Origin of the sequence: Bradyrhizobium sp. CW1 (assembly GCF_023100665.1) — a bacterium.
Classification (GTDB): domain Bacteria; phylum Pseudomonadota; class Alphaproteobacteria; order Rhizobiales; family Xanthobacteraceae; genus Bradyrhizobium; species Bradyrhizobium canariense_D.
Map to the genome: position 1 here is coordinate 4,624,887 of NZ_CP064684.1, position 25,952 is coordinate 4,650,838.

The 25,952-nt window shown below is 64.2% G+C and carries 22 protein-coding genes and 1 pseudogene; 6 read left to right on the forward strand and 17 right to left on the reverse strand.

The window, feature by feature from the left end; genetic code table 11:
- Nucleotides 1-4: 4 nt before the first annotated feature.
- From IVB54_RS22850 to IVB54_RS22885, 8 genes and pseudogenes are all read right to left on the reverse strand, one after another.
- Complete coding sequence (locus tag IVB54_RS22850; RefSeq protein ID WP_083926554.1) at nt 5-1,231, reverse strand: TIGR03862 family flavoprotein; 1,227 nt, start codon at nt 1,229-1,231, stop codon at nt 5-7.
- Nucleotides 1,228-2,145, reverse strand: a complete 918-nt coding sequence (locus IVB54_RS22855; protein ID WP_018459211.1) for an SDR family NAD(P)-dependent oxidoreductase — start codon at nt 2,143-2,145, stop codon at nt 1,228-1,230. The genes IVB54_RS22850 and IVB54_RS22855 overlap by 4 nt, the downstream gene beginning before the upstream one ends.
- Before the next feature lie 236 nt (nt 2,146-2,381).
- Entirely contained in the window at nt 2,382-2,861 is a 480-nt protein-coding gene (locus tag IVB54_RS22860; protein ID WP_018459212.1) for a MaoC family dehydratase, read from the reverse strand.
- Entirely contained in the window at nt 2,862-4,580 is a 1,719-nt protein-coding gene (locus IVB54_RS22865) for an AMP-binding protein (protein WP_247776452.1), read from the reverse strand.
- Nucleotides 4,580-5,485: pseudogene (gene mmsB / locus IVB54_RS22870) on the reverse strand (3-hydroxyisobutyrate dehydrogenase); the annotation flags it as partial. The gene IVB54_RS22865 and the pseudogene mmsB, both read right to left, overlap by 1 nt.
- 13 nt (nt 5,486-5,498) lie before the next feature.
- Nucleotides 5,499-6,566 (reverse strand): enoyl-CoA hydratase/isomerase family protein, encoded by a 1,068-nt coding sequence (locus tag IVB54_RS22875; RefSeq protein ID WP_018459215.1) that lies wholly within the window; start codon nt 6,564-6,566, stop codon nt 5,499-5,501.
- Entirely contained in the window at nt 6,563-7,708 is a 1,146-nt protein-coding gene (locus IVB54_RS22880; RefSeq protein WP_018459216.1) for an isobutyryl-CoA dehydrogenase, read from the reverse strand. Before IVB54_RS22880 ends, IVB54_RS22875 begins: the two co-directional genes overlap by 4 nt.
- 24 nt (nt 7,709-7,732) lie before the next feature.
- On the reverse strand, nt 7,733-9,229 hold the full coding sequence (locus tag IVB54_RS22885; protein ID WP_018459217.1) for a CoA-acylating methylmalonate-semialdehyde dehydrogenase: 1,497 nt from the start codon (nt 9,227-9,229) through the stop codon (nt 7,733-7,735).
- 101 nt (nt 9,230-9,330) lie between these two features.
- On the opposite strand from IVB54_RS22885, the gene IVB54_RS22890 reads away from it, so the two are divergent.
- Nucleotides 9,331-10,239, forward strand: a complete 909-nt coding sequence (locus IVB54_RS22890) for a LysR family transcriptional regulator (protein WP_247776453.1) — start codon at nt 9,331-9,333, stop codon at nt 10,237-10,239.
- A gap of 3 nt (nt 10,240-10,242) precedes the next feature.
- Here the strand turns inward: IVB54_RS22890 and IVB54_RS22895 are convergent, their stop codons facing one another.
- Both IVB54_RS22895 and IVB54_RS22900 read right to left on the reverse strand, forming a co-directional pair.
- Nucleotides 10,243-10,863: a TetR/AcrR family transcriptional regulator gene (locus IVB54_RS22895; RefSeq protein WP_018459219.1), complete on the reverse strand. Its 621-nt coding sequence runs from the start codon at nt 10,861-10,863 to the stop codon at nt 10,243-10,245.
- Between the two features lie 59 nt (nt 10,864-10,922).
- On the reverse strand, nt 10,923-11,462 hold the full coding sequence (locus tag IVB54_RS22900) for a PaaI family thioesterase (RefSeq protein WP_018459220.1): 540 nt from the start codon (nt 11,460-11,462) through the stop codon (nt 10,923-10,925).
- Between the two features lie 151 nt (nt 11,463-11,613).
- On the opposite strand from IVB54_RS22900, the gene IVB54_RS22905 reads away from it, so the two are divergent.
- From IVB54_RS22905 to IVB54_RS22915, 3 genes are all read left to right on the forward strand, one after another.
- Nucleotides 11,614-12,384: an enoyl-CoA hydratase gene (locus IVB54_RS22905; protein WP_018459221.1), complete on the forward strand. Its 771-nt coding sequence runs from the start codon at nt 11,614-11,616 to the stop codon at nt 12,382-12,384.
- Between the two features lie 142 nt (nt 12,385-12,526).
- Nucleotides 12,527-13,723 carry an acetyl-CoA C-acyltransferase gene (locus IVB54_RS22910; protein WP_247776454.1) on the forward strand — a complete coding sequence of 399 codons (1,197 nt, stop codon included), beginning with the start codon at nt 12,527-12,529 and terminating at the stop codon, nt 13,721-13,723.
- A 106-nt stretch (nt 13,724-13,829) separates the two neighbouring features.
- The gene (locus IVB54_RS22915) at nt 13,830-15,125 is read left to right on the forward strand and encodes an MFS transporter (RefSeq protein ID WP_018459223.1); all 1,296 of its coding nucleotides are present in this window, start codon (nt 13,830-13,832) and stop codon (nt 15,123-15,125) included.
- Here IVB54_RS22915 and IVB54_RS22920 read toward each other — a convergent pair.
- The 7 genes from IVB54_RS22920 to IVB54_RS22950 all read right to left on the reverse strand — a co-directional run bounded on the left by IVB54_RS22920 (nt 15,122) and on the right by IVB54_RS22950 (nt 24,273).
- Entirely contained in the window at nt 15,122-15,319 is a 198-nt protein-coding gene (locus IVB54_RS22920; RefSeq protein WP_018459224.1) for a hypothetical protein, read from the reverse strand. The genes IVB54_RS22915 and IVB54_RS22920 overlap by 4 nt on opposite strands.
- 26 nt (nt 15,320-15,345) lie before the next feature.
- On the reverse strand, nt 15,346-16,032 hold the full coding sequence (locus IVB54_RS22925) for a hypothetical protein (RefSeq protein WP_245288529.1): 687 nt from the start codon (nt 16,030-16,032) through the stop codon (nt 15,346-15,348).
- A 178-nt stretch (nt 16,033-16,210) separates the two neighbouring features.
- Nucleotides 16,211-17,917 carry a response regulator gene (locus tag IVB54_RS22930; RefSeq protein WP_247776455.1) on the reverse strand — a complete coding sequence of 569 codons (1,707 nt, stop codon included), beginning with the start codon at nt 17,915-17,917 and terminating at the stop codon, nt 16,211-16,213.
- A complete protein-coding gene (locus IVB54_RS22935) occupies nt 17,914-19,428 on the reverse strand; it encodes an ATPase domain-containing protein (protein ID WP_018459227.1) in 1,515 nt (504 codons plus the stop codon). Before IVB54_RS22935 ends, IVB54_RS22930 begins: the two co-directional genes overlap by 4 nt.
- Nucleotides 19,429-19,689: 261 nt before the next feature.
- The gene (locus IVB54_RS22940; RefSeq protein WP_018459228.1) at nt 19,690-21,387 is read right to left on the reverse strand and encodes a GMC oxidoreductase; all 1,698 of its coding nucleotides are present in this window, start codon (nt 21,385-21,387) and stop codon (nt 19,690-19,692) included.
- Nucleotides 21,388-21,809: 422 nt separating this feature from the next.
- Nucleotides 21,810-23,369, reverse strand: a complete 1,560-nt coding sequence (locus IVB54_RS22945) for a carboxyl transferase domain-containing protein (protein WP_018459229.1) — start codon at nt 23,367-23,369, stop codon at nt 21,810-21,812.
- On the reverse strand, nt 23,299-24,273 hold the full coding sequence (locus IVB54_RS22950; RefSeq protein ID WP_247776456.1) for a helix-turn-helix domain-containing protein: 975 nt from the start codon (nt 24,271-24,273) through the stop codon (nt 23,299-23,301). The genes IVB54_RS22945 and IVB54_RS22950 overlap by 71 nt, the downstream gene beginning before the upstream one ends.
- A gap of 94 nt (nt 24,274-24,367) precedes the next feature.
- Between IVB54_RS22950 and IVB54_RS22955 the strand changes: the two genes are divergently transcribed.
- Both IVB54_RS22955 and IVB54_RS22960 read left to right on the forward strand, forming a co-directional pair.
- Nucleotides 24,368-24,589, forward strand: coding sequence for an acetyl-CoA carboxylase biotin carboxyl carrier protein subunit (locus IVB54_RS22955; RefSeq protein WP_018459231.1), 222 nt, complete (start codon nt 24,368-24,370; stop codon nt 24,587-24,589).
- A gap of 164 nt (nt 24,590-24,753) precedes the next feature.
- Nucleotides 24,754-25,920: a TAXI family TRAP transporter solute-binding subunit gene (locus IVB54_RS22960; RefSeq protein ID WP_018459232.1), complete on the forward strand. Its 1,167-nt coding sequence runs from the start codon at nt 24,754-24,756 to the stop codon at nt 25,918-25,920.
- Nucleotides 25,921-25,952 lie beyond the last annotated feature (32 nt).

Genomic DNA, 25,952 nt, shown 5'->3' on the forward strand with positions numbered 1-25,952 from the left:
ATGGTCAGGACGACAGTTGGACGAGCCGTCGCAACACACCCCTGCCCGCCGCAGCTCCCGTCGCGAACGAGGCCTGGAGCAAGTAGCCACCGGTCGGCGCCTCCCAGTCCAGCATCTCACCGGCCGCGAACACGCCCGGCAGTTTGCGGATCATGAAGTCCGAGTCGAGTTCGTCGAAGGAAATCCCGCCGGCGCTGGAGATCGCGCGCGCGATCGGCGCGACGCGTGTGAGCTTGACCGGCACGGCGTTGATGAGCTCCGCCAATCGCTCGGCCGATATTGCCGACAACGACTGGCCAGCACCGATGGTGGCCTCCTGCAGCAGCCCGACCGCGACCGGCGACAGCTGCGCAGCCTTGCGCAGGAAGTTGGAGAAGGATTGCTTGCCGCGCGAGGCGGACAGGCGCTTGACGAGTTCGCCATGATCGACATCCGGCCGCAACGCGACGTGCAGGACCGCTGCGCCGTTCGCTGCGATCGCCTCGCGCAGCTCGGCCGACAACGCATAGATCGTCCCGCCCTCGATCCCGCCGCTTGTGATCATGGCCTCGCCGCGGGCGCGGTGTGGGCCGAAGGAGAGCGTGATGCCCTTGAGCGGCTGGCCCTCGAAGCGCGTGCGGAAGATTTCGGACCATGCGACGGTGAAGCCGGAGTTCGCCGGCCGCAGCGGCGAGATCGCAACGCCTTTGTCGGCCAGGATCGTCGTCCAGCCGCCATCGGAGCCCAGTCGCGGCCAGCTGGCGCCGCCGAGTGCCAGCACTATCGCGTCCGCGGCGATGCCGTCTCCGCCGCCGGGTGGGTCAAAGACCAGTCGTCCGTCCCCGTCCCATCCCATCCAGCGCTGGCGAAACGCAAAGTGCACGCCGGCGGCATCGAGGCGTCGCAGCCAGGCCCGCAGCAAGGGCGAGGCCTTGAAGGCCTTCGGAAACACACGCCCGCTGGAGCCGACAAAGGTCGGCTCGCCCAGCGCCTCGCTCCAGGCGCGCAGCGCGTCAGGCGGAAACGCTTCGATCGCAGCCTGCAACCTCTGCGCCGCCTCGCGGTAGCGCGTGATGAACTGAGGCAGCGGTTCGCTGTGGGTGAGATTGAGCCCGCCGCGGCCGGCCATCAGGAATTTGCGGCCAGCGGACGGCATCGAATCGTAGACGGTGACGCGAGCACCACCCTGCACGAGCACTTCGGCCGCCATCAGACCGGCAGGGCCGGCGCCGATGACGGCGACCGCTGTCAGAGTTTTACCCCGGCGCGCGCAGCGGCTTGCGCCACGTATTTCTGCGTCTGCTCGAAAGCTCCCTGCAGCGCCTTCGCCTTTGACATGTCGCTGATCTCGGCGAAATGCGCCGCGACCGCATCCGGGGTCCACTCGGACTCCGGCAGGTTGATGCCTTCGCTCTCGACGATCTTGATCACCGCGAACGAGCCGGCGCCGGCGCCCATGATGGTGCGGGTCGGCGCGTCCTCGCTCAGCATGTACTCGACCGCGGGCGTGATCGCGTTCGGCTTCATCAACTGCAGCGCCTGCGGCGGCAGCAGCTCTTCCGTCATGCGGGTCGCTGCCGTCGGCGAGATGATGTTGACGCGGATGTCGCTCTTGCGGCCTTCTTCCGCCAGCACGTTCATCAGGCCGACCATGCCGGACTTGGCCGCTCCGTAATTGGCCTGGCCGAAATTGCCGTAGAGGCCGGAGGACGACGTCGTCAGGACGATGCGGCCATAGTTGCGATCGCGCATGCCGGCCCAGGCCGCCTTGCAGCAATAGAAGGTGCCGACGAGGTGCACGTCGAGCACCTTCTGGAAATCGGCCGCTTCCATCTTGCCGAACGACTTGTCGCGCAAAATGCCGGCATTGGCACACAAGAGGTCCACGCTGCCCCACTCCTTGGTGGCGCGCTCGACCATCGCGGTGACCTGCTCGAAATTCGAGACGTCGGCGCCGTCGGCCATGGCGGTGCCGCCCGCTTTGCGGATCTCCTCGACAACGGTCTCCGCCGGCGACAGCGAGCCGCCGCTGCCGTCGCGCGCGCCGCCGAAATCGTTGACCACGACTTTCGCGCCGCGGCTTGCCAATCCCAGCGCATGCGCGCGCCCCAAACCATTGCCCGCGCCGGTGACGATGGCGACGCGTCCGTCGAACCTGATTGCCATTGTGCTTCCTTGTGCTGTCTTCCCTTCTCCCCTTGTGGGAGAAGGTGGCGCGAAGCGCCGGATGAGGGATCTGTCTCGGCAGATGAGCGTGTGGAGAGATACCCCTCACCCGGCTTCATCTCGCTCCGCTCGATTTCGCCACCCTCTCTCGCGAGGGAGAGGGTTCGAGCGCACCGATTTGGACAACTTTTGAGCAGCGATGGGCTGCCGGGTCAAGCCCGGCAGCGACGGCCCACTCAGGCGAAATAGATCAACCCGAGCCAGTCCGCGACCAGCGCGGGCTTGTCCTCGCCTTCGATTTCCACGGTGACGTTGGTGCGCGACTGCAATTCATTCGGCTTGCGCAGCTTGGCTTCCGCCAGCACGAAACGGCCCCGAACGCGCTTGCCCGAGCGCACCGGCGAGATGAAACGCAGCTTGTCAAAACCGTAATTGACCCCCATCGTGGTGCCCGCGATGACGGGCATCACCTCGTAGGACATAATCGACAGCAGCGACATCGTCAGGAAGCCGTGCGCGATGGTGGTGCCGAACGCCGTCTCGTTCTTCGCACGCTCCGGGTCGACGTGAATGAACTGGTGATCCTCGATCACGTCGGCATAGGTGTCGATGCGGGGCTGATCGACCAGGTGCCACGACGACACGCCGATCTCCTTGCCAACCATGGCCTGATAGGCGTCCAAGGAAATCGGCGGCTTCTTCCAGACTTCGTTCACTTAGGTCTCACTCCGTGTTTTCGGCAGCTCCGGAAAGTCCTCTTCGCGGAATTCCCGGCCGCGCAGGGCATCATTGCGGTCGTCGTCACGCTCCAGCCGTCTCAGCTGAACGCGGCGGATCTTTCCCGAGATCGTCTTCGGCAGCTCCGTGACGATCTCGAGGCGCCGGATGCGCTTGAACGGTGCAAGGCGCGTGTGCAGATGCCTGAAGATGGAGAGCGCCGTCTCCGGCGAACGCTCCGCACCGGATGTCAGCAGCACATAGGCCTTGGGGATCGCGAGCCGGATCGGGTCCGGGCTCGGCACCACGGCAGCTTCCGCGACGAGCTCGTGCTCGAGCAACACGCTCTCGAGTTCGAACGGGCTGATGCGATAGTCGGAGGATTTGAATACGTCGTCGGAGCGGCCGACGAAAGTGAGATAGCCATCGTCATCCTCGAACACGACGTCACCGCTGCGATAAAGCTCGCCTTCGGCGCCGGACAGCCCACCGTCGTCGCCCTGATAGCCCTCCATCAGGCCGGCGGGGCGGTTTTCGCCGAGCACTAGAGCCACCTCGCCCTCTTTGGCCGGATGACCATCGGCGTCGCTGACCTGCACGCGATAGCCCGGTAGCGGCCGGCCCATCGAGCCGACCTTGATCTTTTGCCCCGGCGAGTTGCCGGCCAGCGCCGTGGTTTCGGTCTGGCCGTACCCGTCGCGGATGGTGAGGCCCCAGGCGGCCTGCACCTGCTCGATCACTTCAGGATTGAGGGGCTCGCCGGCGCCGCAGACCTCGCGCAAGGCCACCTTGAACGACGCAAGATTCTCCTGGATGAACAGCCGCCACACCGTCGGCGGCGCGCACAGCGTGGTGACGCCGCAGCGGCCAATGGTGGCAAGCAGCCCCTTGGCGTCGAAGCGCGGCTGGTTGACCACAAAGACGGTCGCGCCCGCATTCCACGGCGCAAAGAAACAGCTCCAGGCGTGCTTGGCCCAACCGGGCGAGGAGATGTTGAGATGGACGTCGCCGGGCTTCAACCCGATCCAATACATGGTCGAGAGATGGCCGACGGGATAACTGCGCTGGCTGTGCCGCACCAGCTTCGGCTTTGCCGTGGTGCCCGAGGTGAAATAGAGCAGCATCGGGTCGTCAGCGTTGGTCGGGCCGTCGGCTGCAAAGCTCTCCGACGCCCTTGCGGCGTCATCATAGGAAAGCCAGCCATCGGAGGCCTCGCCCACGACGATGCGGACGATATTATCGGCGCCAAGACTTGCGAACTTCGCAACCTGGTCCTGCGCGGCCACCACCGCCTTTGCCTTGCCGCGATCGAGCCGGTCGCGCAGCTCGTCGGCGGTGAGCAGCGTCGTCGCGGGAATCACGACGACGCCGAGCTTGATCGCGGCCAGCATCGTCTCCCACAGCGGAACGACATTGCCGAGCAGCAGCAGGAGATGATCGCCGCGCTTCAAGCCTTGCGCGCGGAGGAAGTTGGCGACCTGGTTGGAGCGGCGCGACAACGCCCCGAACGAGAGCTTGGTCTGCCGATCCTGCGCGGCATCGACGATCCAGAGCGCAGGACGATCCTTGCTGTCCGCATTCGCCGCTAGCTCGGCATCGAACCAGTCGAGCGCCCAGTTGAAGGGAATCGGATCCGGCCAGCGGAAGCCCTTGACCGCTGTCTCATAGTCCGTGCGGTTGTGAAGCAGAAACGCGCGCGCTTCCTGAAATGTCGTCATTAGGCTTTCCCGGCCAGCTCCCTAACGTGCTCGATAATTCCGGAAAAATCCACCCCGCCCTGGCCGGCTGCGTCAAAGGCCTGATAGATTTCCTGCGCATGCTTGCCGAGCGGCGTCGCCGCGCCGGCGGCCTTGGCGGCGTCCTGCGCCAGTGTCAGATCCTTCACCATCAGTGCCGAGGCAAAGCCCGGCTTGTAGTCGTTGTTGGCGGGCGAGGTCGGCACCGGCCCGGGCACCGGACAATAGGTCGTCAGCGACCAGCACTGGCCCGACGAGGTCGAGGCAACGTCGAACAGCGCCTGGTGCGAGAGCCCGAGCTTCTCGGCCAGCGCGAACGCCTCACTCACGGCGATCATGGAAATGCCGAGGATCATGTTGTTGCAGATTTTTGCCGCCTGGCCCGCGCCGGCACCGCCGCAATGCACGATCTTCTTGCCCATGTTCTCCAGCACGGGCTTTGCCGCTGCAAACGCGTTGTCCTCGCCGCCGCACATGAAGGTGAGCGTCGCACCCTTGGCTCCGCCGGTGCCGCCGGACACCGGCGCGTCGACCGAAAGCACGCCGTGCTTGGCCGCGAGCGCATGCGCCTGCCGCGCGCTCTCGACGTCTATGGTGGAGGAGTCGATGATCAACGCGCCCTTGGTCATCGCGGGAACGACCTCGCCCCACACGCCGAGCACATGCTTGCCGGCCGGCAGCATGGTGACGACCACATCGGCACCTTTCACGGCGCCCGCAGCGCTCTCTGCGATGCCGGCACCGTCGGCCTTGGCCTGGTTGCGGGAGGCCTCGGCGAGGTCGAAAGCGACGACCTTGTGGCCGGCCTTGACCAGATTGGCGGCCATGGGGCCGCCCATGTTGCCGAGACCGATGAATGCGATCGTGGCCATCTTGGTTTCCTCCGCTTGAAAGACGTTGTTAGTTGAACTTCAATTCGTCGGCGCCAATCTCGGCGAGATAGTGCGCAAGCATGTCCGGCGTGACGTCCTCGATTCGCGACGGCGACCAGGTCGGATTGCGGTCCTTGTCGATCACGGCGGCGCGCACGCCTTCGCGAAAGTCGTCGCTGCGGAAGACTTCCAGCGCAGCCCGATATTCGCGCACCAGGCATTCTTCCAGGCTCGACGCGGTGCGCGCGAGCCGCAGCAGCTTGAGCGTCACCACCATGCCGCGCGGCGATTTTTCGTTGAGCGCCTTCAACGTCGCCAGCGCGAACTCGGAACCGTCGCGCTTGAGCGCGGCAAAAATGTCTTGCATGCGGTCGAAGCCGAACAGTGCGTCGATCGCCGGCTCCTTTGCGGCGACCGGCCCCGCGATCTCCCCGGTCGCAAAACCGTTGATGAGCTTGCTGACATCGGCCGCGGTGACGCCCTGGCGAACTTTGGTCAGCGCGTCGCGCAACTCGGGCCATTTGGCCGCCGATACCACCGCGTCGGCAAACCTGGCATGGATCGCATCGGGGCCGTTCATGGTCTGGCCGGTCAGGCCGAAATAAGTGCCGATCTCGCCCGGCGAGCGTGACAACAGCCAAGTGCCGCCGACGTCGGGAAAGAAACCGAGCCCGACCTCGGGCATCGCAAGCCTCGTACGGTCAGTCACGATTCGATGGCTCGCATGCGCCGAGAGTCCGACGCCGCCGCCCATCACAATGCCGTCCATGAAGGCGACATAAGGTTTCGGGAATTTCTTGATCCGGGCGTTGAGGATGTACTCTTCCCGCCACAGGATCTTGCCGAGGTCACCATTGACCTTCGAACTTTCCCAGAGCGCACGGATGTCGCCGCCGGCACACAAGCCACGCTCGCCGGCACCTTCCAGCACGATCACGGCAACGGCGGGATCGGCCTCAAAACGGTCGAGCGCCTTGTCGATGTCGCGAAACATCTCCAGCGTCACGGCATTGATCGCCTTGGGGCGGTTGAGCCTGATAAATCCGGCCGAGCCTTCGACCCATGCGACCAGATCGCCTTCCTCCGCTCCACTCATCGGGCGCCCTCGATCAATTTGCGCGCCACGATCAGCCGCATGATTTCGTTGGTGCCTTCGAGAATCTGGTGCACGCGCAAATCGCGCACGATCTTCTCGATGCCGTATTCGCTGAGATAGCCGTAGCCGCCGTGCAGCTGAAGCGCCTGGTTGGCGACCTCGAAGCCGGCATCGGTGCCAAAGCGTTTGGCCATCGCGCAGAGCATCGTGGCGTCGGGATCCTTGCGGTCTAGCGCCGCCGCTGCGCGCCACAGGAACGTACGCGCGGCCTCGAGCTCGATCGCCATGTCGGCGAGACGGAACTGCAATGCCTGGAATTCGTCGAGGCGTTTTCCAAAAGCCTTGCGCTCTTTCATGTAGGAACGCGCCTTGTCGAGCGCGGTCTGCGCGCCGCCTAGTGAGCACGCTGTGATGTTGAGACGCCCGCCGTCGAGGCCTGCCATCGCGATCTTGAAACCGACGCCCTCCTCGCTCAGCCGGTTGGCGACCGGCACGCGGGCGTTCTCGAAGATCACGGCGCGGGTCGGCTGCGCGTTCCAGCCCATCTTGCGCTCGTTGGCGCCGAACGAGACGCCCGGCGTGTTGCCGTCGATGACCAGCGTCGAGATGCCGCCGGGGCCATCGCCGCCGGTGCGCACCATCGCGACCAGGAGATCGGTCCCGCCGGCGCCGGAGATGAACTGCTTCTGGCCGTTGAGAACGTAATGATCGCCGTCGCGCACGGCACGGGTGCGGAGCGCTGCCGCGTCCGAGCCGGCGCCGGGCTCGGTCAGGCAGTAGCTCGCGATCAGCTCCATGGTGCAGAGCTTGGGCAGCCATTTGTGGCGCTGGGTGTCGCTGCCGTAGGCATCGATCATCCACGACGCCATATTGTGGATGGAGATGAAGGCCGAGGTGGTCGGACAGCCCGTCGCCAGCGCTTCGAAGATCAGCGCCGCGTCGAACCGTGTCATGGCGGAGCCACCCACATCCTCGCGGATGTAGATGCCGCCCATGCCGAGCGTGGCGGCCTCGCGCATCACCTCGACGGGAAAATGCTTCTCCTCGTCCCAGCGCAGCGCGTGCGGCGCGATCTTTTCCGCCGCAAACGCCAACGCCATGTCGCGAACCGCGATCTGATCCTCGTTCAGAGCGAACTGCATCTGTTAGTTTCGCTCCAACGACGGTTACTTCATCAGCGGGATCGAGAACTCCGCGCCTTCCTTGACGCCGGACGGCCAGCGCGAGGTCACCGTCTTGGTCTTGGTGTAGAAGCGGACCGAATCCGGGCCGTGCTGGTTGAGATCGCCGAAGCCCGACTTCTTCCAGCCGCCGAAGGTGTAATACGCAATCGGCACCGGGATCGGCACGTTGATCCCGACCATGCCGACGTTGACCTTGGCCGCGAAGTCGCGCGCGGCGTCGCCGTCGCGGGTGAAGATCGCAACGCCGTTGCCGTAATCATGCTCCGACGGCAGCGCCAGCGCTTCCTTGTAATCGTGCGCGCGCACGACCGAGAGCACGGGGCCAAAAATCTCTTCCTTGTAGATCCGCATGTCCTTGGTGACGTTGTCGAACAGCGAACCGCCGAGATAGAAGCCGTTCTCGTAGCCCTGCATCTTGAAGCCGCGGCCGTCGACGGCGAGCGTCGCGCCTTCCTTGATGCCGATGTCGATATAGCCCTTGACCTTCTCGACCGCCTCGCGCGTCACCAGCGGACCGTAATCGGCGGAGGGATCGATCGAGGTGCCGATCTTGAGACTCTCGACGCGCGGGACCAGCTTTTCCATCAGGCGGTCGGCAGTGGCCTTGCCGACCGGAACCGCGACTGACACGGCCATGCAGCGTTCGCCGGCCGAACCGTAGCCGGCGCCGATCAGTGCGTCGACTGCCTGGTCCATGTCGGCATCCGGCATGATGATGGCGTGGTTCTTGGCGCCGCCAAAACATTGGCAGCGCTTGCCGGTCTGGGCGGCGCGCTCGTAGATGTATTGCGCGATCGGGGTGGAGCCGACGAAGCCGACGGCCTTGATGTCGGGATCGTCGAGGATGGCGTCGACCGCTTCCTTGTCGCCGTTGACGACATTGAGGATGCCGGACGGCAGGCCCGCCTCGATCATCAGTTCGGCAAGCATCATCGGCACGCCGGGATCGCGCTCCGACGGCTTCAGGATGAAGGCGTTGCCGCAGGCAATCGCAGGAGCGAACTTCCACATCGGAATCATCGCCGGGAAATTGAACGGCGTGATGCCGGCGACGACGCCGAGCGCCTGGCGCATCGAATAGATGTCGATGCCGGGGCCGGCGCCTTCGGTGTACTCGCCCTTCATCAGATGCGGAATGCCGCAGGCGAACTCCGCGACCTCGAGGCCGCGCTGGATGTCACCCTTGGCGTCAGGAACGGTCTTGCCATGCTCGCGGGCAAGCAGTTCGGCCAGCTTGTCGTAGTCGCGCTGCACCAGCTCGACGAACTTCATCATGACGCGAGCGCGGCGCTGCGGGTTGGTCGCGGCCCATTCCGGCTGCGCGGCGCGGGCGTTTTCCACGGCGGCGCGAACCTCGGCCTTGGACGCCAGCGCCACCTTGGCCTGAACGTCACCGGTCATCGGCTCGAAAACGTCGGCGGTGCGGCCCGAGGTGCCCTTGACCTCCTTGCCACCAATGAAATGTCCGACTGAACGCATGGAATGGTCTCCTTGAGGCGAGCTTGAACGCTTTGACAAATCCTATCGACCTGCATTTTATAGGATTCAAGTCTGAGATAATGCACCATAGATGTGCGAAAATGCTGGATCAAGGCGCTATCGACTGGGACGACTTCCGGTTCGTGCTGGCCATCGTGCGGGGCGGCTCGGTTTCGGCTGCGGCAAAACAGCTCGGCGTCGACCATGCCACCGTGATCCGCCGCGTCGACCGGCTGGAGAAGCACCTCTCGGCCAAGCTGTTTGACCGGCGCAAGACCGGCTACCTGCTGACAGAGGCCGGCCAGCGCGTCGCCGACAGCGCGGAAGCGATGGAATCGACCATCGTCGCCAACCAGGAGCAGGTCGGTGGCTCCGTGGCGCGGCTGACCGGCACGGTGCGGATCGGCGCGCCGGACGGTTTTGGCACCGCCTTCCTGGCGCCGCGACTGGCGCCGTTCGCGGACCGGTATCCCGATCTCGACCTGCAACTGGTGGCCACCGCGCGGCTGTTCAGCCTCTCCAAGCGCGAGGCCGATATCGCCATCAGCCTGACCATGCCGAAGGAAGGCCGCATCGTCGGCCGCAAGCTGCTCGACTACCGGCTCGGACTCTATGCCGCGCCCGCCTATCTCGACCGCTTCCCGAAAATCACCTCGCGCGAGGTCCTGCCGCAGCATCGATTCGTCGGCTATATCGAGGAGCTCTTGTTCACGCCCGAGCTCGACTATCTGCCGCAGGTCTCGCCGAAGATCTCCGCGCGCTTGCGCAGCGCCAATCTGATCGCACAACTCAACGCCACGCTCGCCGGCTTCGGTATTGCGGTGCTGCCGCACTTCATGGCGGCCGACTATCCGCAGCTGATTGCGGTGCTGCCGGAAGAGGTCTCGATCACCCGCACCTTCTGGATGCTGATGCACGCCGACAGCAAGGACCTCGCACGCATCCGCGCGGTGGCGGATTATATTTCCGAGATTGTGGAGCGCGAGCGGGCGTTGTTTGCGGGGCTCTGAAGCCTAGCTCTGCTTCGCCTTTTTCGCCGCCGCAGCCTTCGGCTCACGCCGCGCGCCGTCCAGCGCGCTGTCCTTGCCCGTCTTCAGCACCTCATCCGACAGCTCGCTCGAGCCGGCAATGCGCGCGAGCAACATGGTGCCGGCCATGGTCGCCAGCGTCGCGATCGCCTGCTTGCGCGCGGCCTTGCGCGGCAGATTCGGGATGAAGTCCGTGATCATCTCGATCATCTCGTCGAGCTTGCCGGCAAAGGCCTTTCGCGTCTTCGGGCTCTCTCGGGCGATCTCGGCGCCGAGCGCGGGGATCGAGCAGCCGTGACCGGGGTTGTCGCGATGCACCGCGGAGAGATAGGTCTCAACGATCTGACTGAGCTGCTTCTCCGGCGTGACCTGATCGGATTGCTTGCGCCAGTGCTCCATCGAGCGATCCATAGCGTAGCCAAACGCCTCGATCACCAGCGCCTCGCGGGAATCGAAATGGGCGTAGAAGCCGCCATGGGTCAGGCCCGCTTCCTTCATGAGGTCGGCGACACCGATGCCGTGGGCGCCCTTTTCGCGCAGCCGCACGGAAGCCTTCTTCACGATGCGGTCGTGGGTTTCCTGCTTGTGTTCCCGGGAATAGCGCATGCGGATCTCATTGGATGTCGGGGGTCATCTAATAACACGGATATCGGCCGGACGGCGCATTAATTCCCGGTAAAATTGTTGCCGATCATGGAAAAGGTCGCCGTTGCGTGCACCGCAAGCGCCCCCTTACCGTCGCGGACAAATCCCTCGGCGTAGCTGGTCTGGCGTCCCAGCTTGATCACCTTGCCTTCGGCGGAGATCAACCCGGACCGGACCGAGAGCGGACGCAGGAAGGTCATTTTCAGATCGAGGGTGACGGAGCCCTGCCCGGGCTCCAGCCGGGTCGAGATCGCACACCCCATGGCGGTGTCGAGCAGCGCGGCGGCTGTGGCCCCGTGCAGGAGGCCTATGGTGTTTTCGAGATCCTCGCGCGGCTCGAGTTCCATGACGATCCGGCCCGGCTCGACCACGGCCATGATGAAGCCGATCAGCTTGGCAAAGGGTGGCGGCGGCAGCCTTCCGTCGCGGATGCCCAGCATCGCATCCATGCCTGACAGGCCCATCGCCACTTTCGCAACCGGCGCAGGCACCTGCCATTCAACCACCCGCTCGCGCCGGCCCGCAGGCGAAAACAGGTCGAGTTGATCGATGTCGGTCATCGCGGCCTCTTTTGTATGATTTTCATCATACTATGCTGCGGACTTAGCGCTGGCAACTCCCTCCCCGCCGGCTTGACAAGCAATGCGTTTCGGCCCGGAAGTGTGACCTGACCGGCGTATTCGCACGTCTACGAAGCTCAGAGATCCTCTCATGGAAATGCTCAACAACCACTGCGGCGTGACGCGCGATGCGCGCGGCGTCGTTCATGTCGCGATCTGCAATGCCGGCTCGCTGAACATTTTGAGCTCGCCCGTCACCGATGCGGTGCGCGAAGGCCTGCAGCAGCTCTCGTCCGACCGCAGCATCCGGGTCGTGGTGCTGCGCGGCCAGAGCGAGAAGAGCATGATCGGCGGCGCCGACATCAAGGAGATGGCCAAGCTCGACCAGAAGTCCGCCGAGGCCTTCATCAGCCGCCTGCGCGACCTCTGCGAGGCCGTGCGCGCCTTCCCGGCCCCTATGATCGCGCGCATGCCCGGCTGGTGCCTCGGCGGCGGGCTCGAAGTCGCCGCGGCCTGCGATTTCCGGATCGCCGCCCGTGATGCGCATTTCGGCATGCCGGAGGTGCGGGTCGGCATTCCCTCGGTGATCCATGCCGCGCTGCTGCCGCGCCTGATCGGGTGGGCCCGCGCGCGCTGGCTGGTGATGACCGCTGAGAACATCGACGCGCCGACGGCGCTGGCCTGGGGGTTGGTCGACAAGGTCGCGCCGGAGGGTGGGCTCGATGCCGAGGTCGAGCACCTCGTGAAGGCCCTGCTCGAATGCGGCCCCGAGGCGCTGCGGTCGCAGAAGGCATTGCTGCGGCAATGGGAGGAGCTGCCGCTGACCGAGTCGGTAAATTTGAGCGTCAAAGTCTTCGGCGAGTCGTTCCTGACGGACGAGCCGACGCGGCTGATGGGCGCGTTTGTGAATCGGAAGCGGTAGGCGCTCTCCACCTCGTCCGATCGAACGAGCAAATCTCATCCGACCTACGACAATTTCTCATGCCCCGCGCAGTTGCATTTTTTGCGCCGCATCATATGATGACCGTAATCTTACATAGTTGGCATCTCACGGAGTCTCACCCATGGCCGAAGCCGCCGATCCCGTCGTCATCGTCTCCGCCGTCCGGACACCGCTCGGCCGCTTCATGGGCGAGCTTTCGCCGCTGGCCGCGCACAAGCTCGGATCGCACGTGATCGGCGTGGCACTGGAGCGTGCCAAGCTTGCGCCGGAGAAAATCGACGAGGTTTTCATGGGCTGCGTCCTTCCCGCCGGCCAGGGCCAGGCCCCCGCGCGCCAGGCGGCGCGGGCCGCCGGCCTACCCGATCCCACCGGCGCGACTACTGTCAACAAGGTCTGCGGCTCCGGCATGAAAGCGACCATGCTGGCGCACGACATCATTTGCGCCGGCTCGGCCGAGATCGTCGTCTCCGGCGGCATGGAAAGCATGAGCAACGCGCCGTATCTGCTCGCCAAGGCGCGTGGCGGCTATCGCGCCGGCCATGATCGCATCATCGACCATATGATGATGGACGGCCTCGAAGACGCCTACGAGACCGGCCGCTCCATGGGCGATTTCGGCGAGGCCACCGCAGAAGCCTATCAGTTCACCCGCAAGGACCAGGACGCCTTTGCGATGGAAACGCTCAGCCGCGCACGCAAGGCGGTCGAGGGCGGTGCGTTCAAGGCCGAGATCGCGCCGATCACGCTGAGTGAGAAGGCCGGCCCCCGCATCGTCGCCAATGACGAACATCCGCTCAAGGTCGATCCCGCAAAGATCCCCGGGCTGAAGCCGGCGTTCCGCGCCAACGGCACCATCACGCCGGCGGCCTCCTCCGCCAACGCCGACGGCGCCGCTGCGCTGGTTCTGACGAAGCGCTCGCTCGCCGATCGCAGCGGCCTGCCGGCTCTCGCCGTGATCAAAGGCCACACCACCCACAGCCAGGAGCCGCAATGGTTCACTACGGCCCCGATCCCGGCGATCCGCAAGCTCTTGGACAAAGTCGGCTGGAATGCCGGCGATGTCGATCTGTTCGAGATCAACGAAGCCTTCGCCGTGGTGGCGATGGCGGCCCAGCGCGATCTCGGCATTCCCCGCGACAAGCTCAACATCAACGGCGGCGCCTGCGCGCTCGGCCATCCCATCGGCGCCACCGGCGCACGGCTGATCGTGACGCTGCTGCATGCGCTCGAGGCGCGAAACCTCAAGCGTGGCGTCGCCGCGCTCTGCATCGGCGGCGGCGAAGCTACTGCGATCGCGGTAGAGCGCCTGACGCACTGACGAGAACGTCCGGAAATGAGGGAACTCCGTCATTTCCGACAGACGCGTCCCGTGCCATTCTGAAAACTTGCGCAGGCTCTCGCCTGCCCATCAAGATTGAGGCCCAATGATCTCGAACTGGCTCGCGGCAACACTCGGCCGCCGCAATATCCACTACGGCTGGGTGATGGTCGGCGTGACCTTCCTCACCGCGCTGATCAGCGCCGGCACGGTCGGCGCGCCCGGCGTTTTCATTGTTCCGCTTCAGAAGGAATTCGGCTGGAGCACGGCGGAGATCTCGTCGGCGTTGTCGATTCGCTTCATCCTGTTCGGGCTGATGGCGCCGTTCGCGGCGGCCCTGCTCAACCGCTACGGCCTGCGAAATGTCACGCTGACCGCGCAGCTCATCGTGGTCTCGGCGCTGGTGCTCTCGCTCGGCATGACGGAGGTCTGGCAGCTCGTCGCGCTGTGGGGCGTCGTGATCGGGATCGGCACCGGCATGACCGCGCTGGTGCTGGGCGCTACCATCGCGACGCGCTGGTTCGCGGCGCGGCGCGGCCTCGTCGTCGGCATCATGACCGCGAGCGTCGCCACCGGTCAGCTCGTGTTCCTGCCGCTGCTGGCAAGCCTCACCGAACGCTTCGGCTGGCGGCTTGCGCTCGGCTTCGTCTGCATCGCACTTGGTGTTTCCGCCCTCGCGGTCCTGCTCGCGATGCGCGACCGTCCGAGCGATTTGGGCCTGCGCCCGTTCGGCGACGAAGGCACCACACCCCTGCCAGCGCCGCCCGTCAGCCATGGCTCGATCACCGGCGTCGCACTCGGCACGCTGCGCGAGGCCTCGAAGAGCGGCGCGTTCTGGGTCCTGTTTGCGACGTTCTTCGTCTGCGGCGCATCCACAAACGGCCTCGTGCAGGTGCATCTGATTCCGATGTGCCTCGATTTCGGCATCCCGCAGGTGCAGGCCGCGGGCTTGCTGGCTGCAATGGGCATCTTCGACTTCTTCGGCACCATCATGTCGGGATGGCTTTCGGACCGCTACGACAACCGCTATTTGCTGTTCTGGTATTACGGCCTGCGCGGGCTCTCGCTGATCTTCCTCCCCTTCAGCGATTTCTCGTTCTATGGGCTCTCGATCTTCGCGATGTTCTACGGGCTCGACTGGATTGCAACTGTGCCGCCCACGGTGCGCCTGACCGCGCAGAAATTCGGACCTGAGCGCGCCAATCTGGTGTTCGGCTGGATCTTTGCAGGCCACCAGCTCGGCGCGGGCACCGCTGCCTTCGGCGCCGGTCTCTCGCGGACGGTCTATCAGAGCTACCTGCCCGCCTTCTTCATCGCCGGCGCGCTCTGCGTGTTCGCCTCGCTGATCGTGCTGACGCTGTCGCGACAACCGAAGCCGAAGCCGCAAGCGGCGATGGCTTAGTATCTGATGGTGCCGGTGACGCCGTAAAATGCGGCGTCACCGATCCGCCCGACACGAGGCGGGTCGTCCGGGTTCGGGGTGCCGCTCGATTGCGGAAGACGTACCTGAAGGTAAAGCGCGACCAGCCGTCGCAGATCGAAAATCAGCAAGGCGAACCTGCCGTAACCGTCAACAGACGCCTTGCGGATGTTCATGTGTCGCAATTATGTCGGCTGGCCGCTCAGGCGAGGGACCCCCCGCGCGGGTTGACGATCGTATAGCCACGCAATGAACGCGCATGCATTCGCGTCGCGTGTCCGCCCGAGTTGGCATCGTACGCCATCCAGATGTCCCCTTCCAAATGCTGCTCGAGGACGAATACATGTCCACGTCGCGCTGCGACCATTCCCGGTGCGGGTGATGTCCGCGGGAAGCGCAGCCAATTGGCCGCAAGATTCAATTCCGGCACGATACGGCCGAACACGCGCAGAGCCGCGCCGCAGCCGCAGAAGGAGGAAGGACACCCTGCCGGACGACTGCCGACGATGCGGGCGCTGGAGATGCTCGTCGTCGGGGCGCCGCCCGCGTCGGTCACTGTCAATTGCGTCGCGCGATAGGCTTGTAGCGAGGACCTGGGATTCAGTGGGGACCGGGAAGCCCGCTCACGGCGCGGTTGCGCATATGAGAAGTCGCAGGGCATCGTGACGTTGCATTCAGGTACTTGATGAATGCGATAAGTCCGTGCTTCGGAAGCGACGGAGCTGAGGGCAACCAAGAGACACGCAGAAAGAACCGCCTTGAACATTGCAGGGCTCCAAATTGAAGATCCCTGCCCCGGCAATGAGAAACCAATAACAGTTTGGCTGAAATCGGCTAAAAGAACGGCCAAAAGTGGCTTCATTTGCAGGCCGATTTCTGCAGTCCTCATAGCCCAGACGTAGCGGCGGAGATAGATAACTCGCAGAGAACGAACGCGTGTCGTCGCAACCGAAACGCGATCGCATGTGCACGCGCCGCTCACCGATGGGCGTCGACCGGCCCGAGCGCACAATTGCGCAGGGTACCCCTCGAGCCATAAACCCGGCCGGTGATTGTTGCGCGCTTGGTCAACCCCGAGTCGTCGCCAAACCCGCTCCTGTGGCTATCGCAAAGTCCGATTTTGCAGCGCCGAGCGCTGCGGCGAGCTCGTCGATGTGGTAAGGCTTCGATAGGATCCGGATCCCGGCCTGCTCGGCGTCGTGAACCGCGGCTTCGGCGTATCCGCTCGTCAGCAGGACCGGAATGTCGCTTCGCCTTCTGATCTCGCGCGCGAGTTCGACACCGTTCATGCCGCCCGGCATCATGATATCGGAAAACACCAGATCGACGGAGCGGCCGTCCGCTAGGGCACCGAGAGCCGCCGCAGCGCTGGCCGCCCGCGTGACCTGGTAACCGAGCTGCGCAAGCATCTCGCTGACGAGCGCGGCGACCTCGTCGTCGTCTTCGACGAGGAGGATTCGCCCCTGATTGGCCTTCTTGGGCCGCGCCCTGTTCAGGTCGATGAGGTGCCGTTCACCCGAAGGGATATTCCTGGATCGCGGCAAATAGAGCTCGATGCTGGTGCCCTCGTCGACGATCGATTTTATTCGAACCATCCCGCGTGATTGCGTGGCAAATCCGTGGACCTGAGCAAGCCCCAGGCCCGAGCCTTTCCCGACATCCTTGGTCGTGAAGAACGGTTCGAAGACCCGCGCCAGGATCTCGGGGCTCATTCCAACACCCCTGTCGACCACGGATAGGCGAACGTAATCGCCCGCGATCTCGTTCTCGTTCAGGCCGGCCAGGTTCTCGCCACGGACAACGATCGTACCGCCGTTCGGCATCGCATCGCGGGCGTTGACCGCCAGATTGAGAATGACCAGTTCGAGCTCTCCCGGATCGACCTCAACCGGCCAAAGCCCCTCCGGAAAATCGAACTCGACGTGAACGTCGCCTCTCAGGCTCCGATCGAGCAATTCGCGCATGCCGCCGATCTGCGCGGGGATGTCGACGGCCTCGGGCCGGAGCTTCTGCCGCCGTGAAAAAGCCAGAAGCTGCCTGGTCAGGCCCGCACCACGCTGCGCCGCCTGAACCATTCCTTCCAACAGCCGACGCCGCCGATCAGGATCGGTCTGTCGGTCGAGCATGTCCAATCCACCGGAGATCACCATCAGCAGATTATTGAAATCGTGAGCTACTCCGCCGGTCAATTGCCCAATGGCCTCGATCTTCTGGGCCTGACGAAGGGTCTCCTCGACGCGGGCGCGCTCTTCCATTTCGGCCCGCAGATGCTTGTTGGCCTCCTCGAGGGCACGGGTGCGCTCGACCACGAGCTTCTCGAGCTCCTGGGCCGTCCGCTCGCGCGCCTGCAGCAAGGTCCGAATTTCATATTGCCGCCGGCGGGCCCGCATTGCGGATTGAATTGCGCTCGTCAGCGTGATCGGCTGAACCGGGCGCTCGAGCAGCGAAACGTTGCGGAGTGTCTCGACGATGCTGCGGCGCCAGGCAACCACCGCCGGCTGCTCCCGGTGGCTGGTAAGAATGACAAAGGGCAGGTCGGACCAGGGCGGCTGCCGCTCGATCCAATGTGCCAGCGGCTGGGTATCCTTTCCGAACAAGCCCTCCTCGGCGAGAAGCACCGCGCCCACGCCAGCCGACATCTCGTTGACCAGTTCAGGCAGACCTCGACAATTGATTGCCACGAGATTCGAACTGCGGAGAAGCTCGACCGATGCCGGTCCATCGCGGCCAATCGGAGCAAACACGAGGACGCAATGATCGCGGTCGGCGCTCATTCCGACAGCCCCTCCGGTATCTCCGTGCCCGAGTAACGCGGATTCCCGGAAAAGATGCCGCTGAATCCGGTCAGCGGAGGACCGACCGTAATGCCGGCACTGCCAAGACGAAACTCGCGGATGGAATTTTCATGATTGCCGCTGCGCTTCTTCACGACCGAGAGGGCGCGCCGCACCGTTCCGCCGACCTCGAAATAGCGCAGCATGAGCACGGCATCGCTCAAATAACTGATATCGAGGGCCGTTTCCATCGGGCCGACCAGCCCATGCTGAGCGAGGATAAGGACGGTCAGCACGCCTTTCTGCCCGAGATAGCTCAAGAGCTCGTGCATCTGGAGGATGAGAAATCGCTCATCCGGCATTGCGTTGAGGTAGCCGTTCAGACTGTCGATGACAACAATTCGGGCGTTGTCCTTTTCGACGCTGTTGCGCACATTGGCGGCGAATTCGCCGGGGGACATTTCGGCGGGATCGATCTGTTTAAATCGGATGAGTCCCGATTGCAGATGGCTTTCAAGCGGCAGGCCCAGCGTTCGAGCCCGGGCCTCCACTGTACCGCGACCTTCATCGAAGGCAAAGAACACCGCATGCTCACCGCGATCTGCCGCCGCGATCGCATAGGTCAGCGCGAGAGACGACTTGCCGACACCGGCGGCGCCCAAGAGCAGCGCACTGGTGCCGCGCTCGAGCCCTCCTCCCAGTAGCTGGTCGAGGTGTGCATTGCCGCTGGGCGTCAACTCACCGATAAACGAGGTGTGATGTTCCGCCGCCACCAGACGGGGGAATATCCGCACCCCTCCCGCTTCGATCGTGAAATCGTGGAAACCGCCGCGAAATCGAATGCCGCGCATCTTGATCACGCGAAGCCGCCGGCGCTCTGCCCCATAATCAATGGCGAGCTGTTCGAGCATCACGACGCCATGCGCGATCGAATGGAGTTGCAGATCGTCCTGGGAGGACGAGAGATCGTCGAGGAGGATGACCGTGCAGTTGCGGTTGGTGAAAAAGTGCTTCAGGGCCAGAACCTGGCGCCGGTACCGCAGCGGGTTCTGCGCAAGGAGGCGGAGCTCGGACAGGCTGTCCAGCACCACGCGCGCGGGATTGATCCGTTCGACCTCCTTGAATATCAGGCCCGTGGTTTCGCTCAGCTCCATCTCGGCGGGGTGGAAGACGGTGAGCTCGCGCTCCGGATCGAGCGTCGTCTCAGGCGGCACCAGTTCGAAGATGTCGACTCCTTGCAACGACCAGCCGTGCCGCTGTGCAACCAGCGTCAGCTCACGCTTGGTTTCCGACAAGGAGATATAGAGCACGCGTTCACCGGAGCGGGCGCCCTCGAGAAGGAATTGAAGCGCCATCGTGGTCTTGCCCGAGCCGGGCCGACCCTCGTAGAGGTACATGCGATTGGGATCGAGCCCGCCGTAGAGGATATCGTCGAGGCCATCACTGCCGGTCGAAATCCTGGGCAACTCTCCGGGGTCGCTGGTTTGCGCCCGGCTCGATGAATTGATCATTGAACCCCCGTGAAGCTCCATCGCCAAAAGTGCGCTCCGGCCCCGAGATGGACGCGCGGTCAGCGGTCCGGCCCCGGCCGTAAGGCGAAATTTGGCAAAGAACGCCCAAGCCGGGTTCCAAGTTCCGCCTTCAGATGCATGTCCGCCAGACCGTCTGCCGCGGAACCGTTCTCGCCCCCTATTTTAGCTTTTGCGGTCTGACTGGCGGTCCCAGCCGGTCAGCGTCGACAAGCCAGTTCGCGCCCCGAAAGCCGCGCCAGCTCACTGCATCATCGCGGCCGAGATCTTCTCCGCCGACATCAGGACTGGAAAATTGGTGTTGGCGCACGGCACCACCGGGAAGATGGAGGCATCGACGACGCGCAGGCCCTGCACGCCTTTGACGCGCCCCTCTGGATCGACCACCGCCATCGGATCATCGGTCCGGCCCATGCGGCACGAGCAGGAGGCGTGCCACACGCCGATCGTGGCCTTGCGCACGAAGGCTTCCAGCGCCTCGTCATCGTTGATGACGTCGTCGAAGGTGAAGCCCTCGACCACGAAATTGTCGATCATGTAGTGGCGCAGCGCCGCCGGCCCGTCCATCAGGGCCGCGGCGATCTTGGTGAGAATCCTGTTTTTGGTGTTGACCACGCCGATCTTGCGCACGCGGTCGGTATAGGAGGCCGGGAACGGCTTGTCCGTCACGGCCCTGACGACGTCGCTCATCTGCACGGCCGCCATCTTGCGGAAACCGCTCATCAGGCGATCAAGGTCGCGCCGGTCGGACAACAGGTTGAATTCGACGATCGGCTCGACTGCCGTGTCGCGCGAGGCAAGTTTGACCTGTCCGGTCTCGGAATAGGTCTTGTTGACGAACGTCAGCAGCGATCCGATCTGCTCACCGACGGCGTGCCAGGCCGATTTGCTGAGCAGGACGACGAACATGTCGCCTTTCGGTACGCCTTCGAGCCCGGACGAGTAACGCAGGCCAAGCTGCATGTGGCGCCTGGTGTGCTCGTTCATCCGCGCGCCGCGGCGGACAAAGGACGATAGCGAGATCGAGGGATGATCCATCAGGCGCTGGCCGACGCCCTGCAGCCCCATCAACACGGGAATGCCCATATCCCTGAGGTGACCGACCGGGCCGATGCCGGCGCGCAACAGATGCGCCGGCGAATGGATGGCGCCGCTGGAGAGAATGATCTCGCCGGCGCGGAATTCCTGCTCCCGCCCGTCGACCACCGCCTTCACGCCGACGCAATGCGTGCCCTCGAACAGCAACTCCCTGACTTGCGTGTTGGTGGAGATCGTGAGGTTGGCGCGCTTGCGCGTGTCTCGATCGAGATAGCCCATGGCAGCCGAGACGCGTTGCTCGGCCTGGTTCGAGTGCGTCACCGGGAAAAACCCGTCGACGAACTCGCCATTCTGGTCGGGCAGGAACTGATGTCCGGCCTGCTGGAAGGCTTGCGCGAACGCCTGCGAATGCCGCGTCCAGTGCTCCCTGGGGATTCGGCGGACCGGGATGCGGCCGTCCTTGCCGTGGTAGGGACCGTCGAAATCGAGGTCGCGCTCGACCTTCTTGAAGAAGGGCAGCACATCATTCCAGCTCCACCCCGCGGCGCCGCGCGCTTCCCATTCGTCGTAATCGGTCGGCGCGCCGCGGTTGGCCATCTGGCCGTTGATCGAGGAGCCGCCGCCAAGCACGCGAGCCTGCTCGTATTTGCGCAGGGGCGGGCGCCCTTCGTCCGGGTTGTTGTGACTGACGATCTGGGTCGTGACCTTGAGCTCGGTCCAGTGGAAGCGCGGATCGAAATAGGCCGTCCCCGGATAGCTGTCCTTGATCTCGGCCGGCTCGTCTCCGGGCGGTGTGTCCTGTCCAGCCTCGCAGAGCAGGACCTTGTTGGCGCTCCTCGCGGAGAGCCGGTGGGCCAGCACGGACCCCGCCGAGCCGCCGCCCACGATAATGAAGTCGTACACGATTGGCGCTTCCTCTTGTTCTTGCCCGGGAAGCGTAGCGCGTTATTGTTTTGAGGTCACGTCATCGCTGCCGCGGCAAAGCGCGAGCACAACGCCGTCGACGCCGAGGGCACCGCCCGGCGGCAGGCATCTGCCGTCCGGTCAGCAGGTGACGAGGGAGCGAACCGAGGAGGCTTTACGGCTTCCTTACGAAGCCCGCGCGCAACCTCTCGGCAAACCAGACTACAAAAATCGAAGCGAACGACAGGCAGAAAAATATGGCTGTCCAAAGCAGCGCGTTACCCGCATTTGTCATGACGTCTCTCCCTCGTTTCAAACGAGACGCTTGCAGACAATCGAACGCTACGTGTTGCGATAGATCAATTTTGCCGAACTGCAATTAGGCTGAGATCGGCATCAGCAGCTCGCAGTGACGGCTGAGGCTACGGCCTGATCGAAAAACTCTCCGGCGGCCCTGGCTTCCGCAATGGCTCCGACAGCCGCGCGAACTCGCACAGCAGCGACCGCGTCTTCCTGGGATCGATGATCTCCTCCACCCAGAATTTTTCGGCGGAACGGAATGGCGAGCGCAGCTTGTTGAGGCGGTCCTCGATCTCTTTCAGTTTCTCCGCCTTGTCCTCGGCCGCGTCGATGTCCGCGCGGTAGGCGGCTTCGATGCCGCCTTCGAGCGGGAGCGAGCCCCAATAAGCCGACGGCCAGGCGTAGCGGATCGAGAAGCGGTCGGCGGGCTGATGCACCACGCCGGCGACGCCGAAGGCGTTGCGCAGGATCACCGTGCACCAGGGCACCGTGGCCTGGTTGACCGCGGCCATAGCGCGAACGCCATGGCGGATGGTGCCCGCCTTCTCCGCATCGAGGCCGATCATGAAGCCGGGGCAGTCCATGAGATAGACGATCGGCAAATGGAAGGTCTCGGCGAAGTCGACCCAGCGCACCACCTTCTGGCAGGCATCCGCCGTCCAGGAGCCGCCATAGTGAAAGCTGTCGCTGGCGAGCACCATCACCGCCCTGCCCTCGAGCCGCGCGAGGCCGACAATGATCGGCTTGCCGAAATTTTTGGCGACCTCGAAGAACGAGCCCTTGTCCACGACCTGCTCGACGATCGGCCGTATCTTGTAGACCTGCTTGCGGTTGCGTGGCACCGCGCTCATCAGCGCCTCTTCTGTGCGCTCCGGATTGTCGGTGCAGGGCAAGGTCGGTGGTAGCTCGTAGACCGACGACGGCAGATAGGACAGGAATCGCCGGGCGCAGGCAAACGCCTCCTCCTCGGTGTCGACGGCATGATCGACCGCGCCGGCGCGGGTCTGGATGTCGGCGCCGCCGAGCTCTTCCTTCGAGAGGTCCTGCCCCAGCGCCTTCACCACCGGCGGACCTGCGACGAACATCGCGGACTTCCGGGTCATGATGGAATAGTGGCTGGCGGCAAGACGCGCGGCACCGAGCCCTGCGACCGAGCCGAGGCCGAGCGCGACCACGGGCACGCGCGACAAATTCTCGGTGGTGAAGCGATACCAGCGTGTGCCGCCGATGCCGCCCGGCAAGTTCGCCGCGCCCTTGGTCTCGATAGTCTTGACCGAGCCGCCGCCGCCGGAGCCTTCGATGATGCGGACGATGGGCAGGCGGAGATCATGCGCCATCTCCTCCGCCATCAGCGGTTTTGCGGAGATGGACGCGTCCGCCGAGCCGCCGCGCACGGTGAAATCGTCGCCGACCACGACGACGGTGCGGCCTTCGATGCGCGCGCGGCCGAACACGCAGTTCGCCGGCGTCAATTTCTGCAACTCGCCGCTGGAATCGTATTCACCGACGCCGGAGACGGCGCCGATCTCGTGAAAGCTGCCCTTGTCGGTCAGTCTGTCGATACGCTCCCGAACAGTCAGTCGGCCCTGGTCATGCTGACGCTTGACCTTGTCAACGCCGCCCATCTCCCGCGCGAAGGCTTCGCGCCGGGCGAGCTCGTCGAGTTCCGGCTTCCAGTTCATTCACTCCCTCCGAATTGATCGGCTTGTTATTGTTGTGCACGGCGATGGCGACCGGTTTACGCGGGATGCGGGCGTTGAAGACGTCGCCTTCCGCGCCCTCCATCAGGCTGCCGAGCGAACGGCCGAGCGCGAGCATCAGCGGCGCGACCTCGGCATGCAGGCGCTCTTCGTCGTACATCGCCGACAGAAGACCGATCGTGATGACGACGAAGGTCTGGTATTGCGGCGACCAGATCGGCACCGCGAGCCCGTTGATATGCGGGCTCCACAGGCCGCAGGCCACGACATAGCCGCGCTCATGCAGCGACTGCCGGTTGGCCTCGATGCGGGGCCGCAGGATTTTCGCAGCCTCGGGAGCTTCCCGCTCCATGTCCGCGATGAAGGCATCGCCGACCTCGGGCGCCAATGCCGCAATGTAGGCTGCGCCTGCAGCGGTCGAGGCCATCGAGATGCGGCTGCCGGTGCCCTCGTGCAGCCCGAGTGCCGAGGCCGAACGCGCGAACTGAAGATAGACCAGATGGAAGCGATCGGGGACCACGAAGCCGACGGTGCCCGGCAGTTGCTCAGCGACTTCCTGGAGCCGCTGGCGAATCATGCTGCGCAGCTGCGCGCCCTTCATCATCGAGGCGCTCATCGCCACCGCGCTTGGCCCGATGCGATATTTCTGATCGCGCGGCAGATAGACCAGCTGCCCCATCCGCGTCAGCGTGTGCGTGAGCCGCGACACGGTCGAGCGCGGCAGGCCGCAGCGATTTGAAATTTCCAGATTGCCAAGCCTGGCCTCGTGGCCCTCGAAGCATCGCAACACGTCGAACGCGCGCGACACCACCTGGATGACATCACCCTCACCGGCTTCGCCAGCGAGCGCACCTTGTCTACTCAACCGCTCCGAACGTCGTCCCATGATCCCTACCGCTTGTTCCGCTGTGCGGAATTAAATTCCGCTTGCAGAAGAAACTACCTCAGGCATTTTGCGACCACAACAAAAAGGCGATGGCATGCCAGAAATTAAGATCGTCACGGAGATCGCCGGACGCGTCTGCGCAACTCCCGTGCAAGTTGGAGGAACCGTTGCAGATGGCGATGAGATTGTGGTGGTCGAAGCGATGAAGATGGAGATACCGGTGCTTTCGCCTGTGAGCGGCGAGATCACATCGCTTCTGGTGAAGCTCGACGACGTCGTTACCGAAGGACAGGCGATCGCAATCGTCGCAAGCTGACTGCATTCTCCGTCGTTTTCCGCGACATTCTGTCAGCCTCATTGCTGCGTTCGCGGTACGGCGTTGCCATTGCCTGACCGCGATGACATGATCTCTCAAACAAAACCTGTTTCAAACAAAGAAAGAAATCGTCGCGGCAAACGCGAGGATCATTGGAGGGAAACATGCGTCGTGGGCTGATCATGCTCGCGCCTGCCGTGGTGGCAGGCCTTTCTTTTGTGTCTACACGCTATGCATTCGCCGACGACATCAAGCTGCCGGCAACATTGACGTTCACCGCCTATGACACCGGTACCGCCGGCTTCAACATCGCGGTCGGCGTCGGCAAGATGATGAAGGACAAATACTCGACCGACGTGCGCGTGCTCCCCGCAGGCAACGATGTCGCGCGTCTGGCGCCGCTGCGCGCCAAGCGCGCGGTCTCCGCGGCGATGGGATCGGGGACATATTTCGCGCAGGAGGGCGTGTTCGAGTTCGGCTCCAGGGAATGGGGCCCGCAGCCGCTCCAGATCCTGCTCTCGAGCGTTGATTGCAATTGCGGTTCGCTCGGCGTGGCCGCGGATACAGGGGTGAAGGAGCTGAAGGACCTCAAGGGAAAGCGCGTCGGCTTCGTCGTCGGCTCGCCGGCACTGAACCAGAACTCGCTCGCGGTGCTCGCCTTCGCCGGCCTGACGCAGAAGGACGTCAAGATCGTCGAGTTCGCAAGCTACGGCGCGATGTGGAAGGGCTTGATCAACAACGACACCGATGCGGCCTTCGGCACCACCATCACCGGTCCCGCCAAGGAAGCCGAGACTTCGCCGCGCGGGCTGGTCTGGCCGCCGCTGCCCGCCAAGGACAAGGAAGGTTGGGCACGGATGCAGAAGGTCGGCTCGTTCTTCTTCCCGCAGACAGCGACCTGCGGCGCCGGTATCTCGCCGGACAAGCCGATCGAGCTCGGCAACTATCCCTATCCGATCTTCGTCGCCTACGCCTCGCAAGCCCCCGAGCAGGTCTATGCGATCACCAAGGCGATGATCGTGAACTACGATTCCTACAAGGACTCCGCGCCCGGCGCCGGCGGGCTTGCGGCCGATCGCCAGACCAAGAACTGGGTGGTGCCGGTGCATCCCGGCGCGGTGAAGGCTTTGAAGGAGGCCGGGCAATGGAACGACGCACAGGAGGCGCACAACAACGGACTGATCAAGCGGCAAGAGGTGCTTGGCGCCGCGTGGACCGACTACGGAAAATCCAATCCGCCTGCGGATGATAAGGCGTTCCTCGACGCCTGGATGAAGGCGCGTGCCGCGGCGCTTGCGAAGGCCGACATGCCGAACGGGTTCGAGGATTAGTTCACAGCGTTAATTGTCCACGCCCGGGGTCG